This is a genomic window from Mycobacterium sp. (assembly GCF_050701675.1).
In the GTDB taxonomy this organism is placed as follows: Bacteria; Actinomycetota; Actinomycetes; order Mycobacteriales; family Mycobacteriaceae; genus Mycobacterium.
In genome coordinates, this window is sequence record NZ_JBOGDD010000248.1 from 1 (window position 1) to 1,696 (window position 1,696).

Sequence of the window (1,696 nt, forward strand, 5' to 3'; positions counted from 1 at the left end):
CCGGGAACCACCGCCTCCTGCGGATCGCTCACGCGCCCGCTCAGCGTGGAGACCGCCGGCTGCGCCGCCACCATCGTCGACGCGCCGGCCATCGACGCAACTGCATACACGACGACCGCGAGCCTCCGGTGCACCAGACGAGTCATGATCCTCCTCGGCGCGAGACTGAGAGCGGACTTAGGGCATGTCAGGAAATAACTGACTAATTACGCACTTGTACTTTTGTGACGGACGGAGTACGCTGCGGTGGTGTCGGTGGCTACCTTGCGAGCGAAACATGCGGCGATGTCGCCGGTGTTCACGGAGCGGTCGCGCCGGATCTGGGCGGCCGCGGAAGCGCAGGCGCTCGGCCGCGGCGGGACGGCCGTGGTAGCGGGCGCCACGGGGATCTCGGCCTCCACGATTCGCCGGGGGATGCGAGAGGTGGCCGCGGGCGACCCGCTGGTGGGCGCCCGGACGCGGAAGGCGGGTGGCGGCCGGAAGCGCGCGACGGCCCTCGACCCGACGCTGCTGCGCGATCTCGACGCGTTGGTCGAGCCCACGGCGCCCGGCGATCCGGACTCCCCGCTCCGGTGGACGTGTCTCAGCGCGCGGACGTTGGCGGTGGCCCTCGGCGACCGCGTGAGCCACACGGTGGTCGCGGAGTTGCTGCACACGTTGGGGTACAGCCTGCAGGGCAACGTCAAGACGCGCGAGGGGCGCCAGCACGGCGATCGCGACGCGCAGTTTCGGTACATCGCGCGTCGCGTGCGCGCCGCCCAACACCGTCAGCAGCCGACGATTTCCGTCGATACCAAGAAAAAGGAACTCGTCGGCGCGTTCAAGAACGCCGGCCGCACCTGGCGTCCGGCGAAGACGCCCCAGCGCGTGTGCGTCCACGACTTCGTCGTGCCCGCGACGGCGACGACGGGTGGCAAGGCGATTCCCTATGGCGTGTATGACCTGCAGCGGAATGAAGGCTGGGTGAGTGTCGGGATCGACCACGACACGGCCACCTTCGCCGTGCGGTCCATCGCCCGGTGGTGGCGGCACATGGGCCGCGGCATCTATCGCGGCGCTGACACGTTGGTGATCACCGCGGATGCGGGCGGCAGCAACGGCGCCCGGCTCCGGCTGTGGAAGTGGGAGCTGCAGCAGTTGGCGAACCGCACCGGCCTGGCGATCACGGTCTGTCATTTCCCGCCGGGGACCAGCAAGTGGAACAAGATCGAGCATCGCCTCTTCTCGCACATCGCGATGAACTGGCGAGGCACGCCGCTTGTCGACCTGGCCACCATCGTGAGCCTCATCGGCTCGACGCACAGCCGGTCCGGCTTGCGCGTCCGATCCGAACTCGACCGCGGCGCGTACCCCTCGGGCGTCACCGTCACCGACGCGCAGATGGCGACCATCACCCTCAAGCGACATCCCTTCCACGGCGACTGGAACTACACCATCTACCCAGCTACGCCGAAGGACAATTCGTCAGTTAATGTCTGACGGGCCCTAAGCTGCGGCAGCGCCAGTGTGTTGGTGGCGAACGGGTCCGAGTTGTTGGCGAGTGCGATCGAGACGCCGCTCACGTTCATGACGATCAACACGCGGTTGTCGGTCGCGTCATTGACCCGCGCGAGGCTCGGCGTGTTGATGGCCGTCGTCACACGAATCACGTCAGCCGTCCCTGGCGTGATCGTGGTCGCGCCGTCGAGGGTTACAT

At 67.8% G+C, this 1,696-nt stretch carries 2 protein-coding genes; one reads left to right on the top strand and one right to left on the bottom strand.

The window, feature by feature from the left end; translation table 11 throughout:
- Positions 1-285: 285 nt before the first annotated feature.
- On the top strand, positions 286-1,479 hold the full coding sequence (locus ACRDUX_RS07120) for an ISAzo13 family transposase (protein WP_526412366.1): 1,194 nt from the start codon (positions 286-288) through the stop codon (positions 1,477-1,479).
- Here ACRDUX_RS07120 and ACRDUX_RS07125 read toward each other — a convergent pair.
- On the bottom strand, positions 1,437-1,696 hold a 260-nt coding region (locus ACRDUX_RS07125; RefSeq protein ID WP_526412364.1), incomplete at its 5' end, for a hypothetical protein. The two genes, ACRDUX_RS07120 and ACRDUX_RS07125, sit on opposite strands and share 43 nt — an antisense overlap.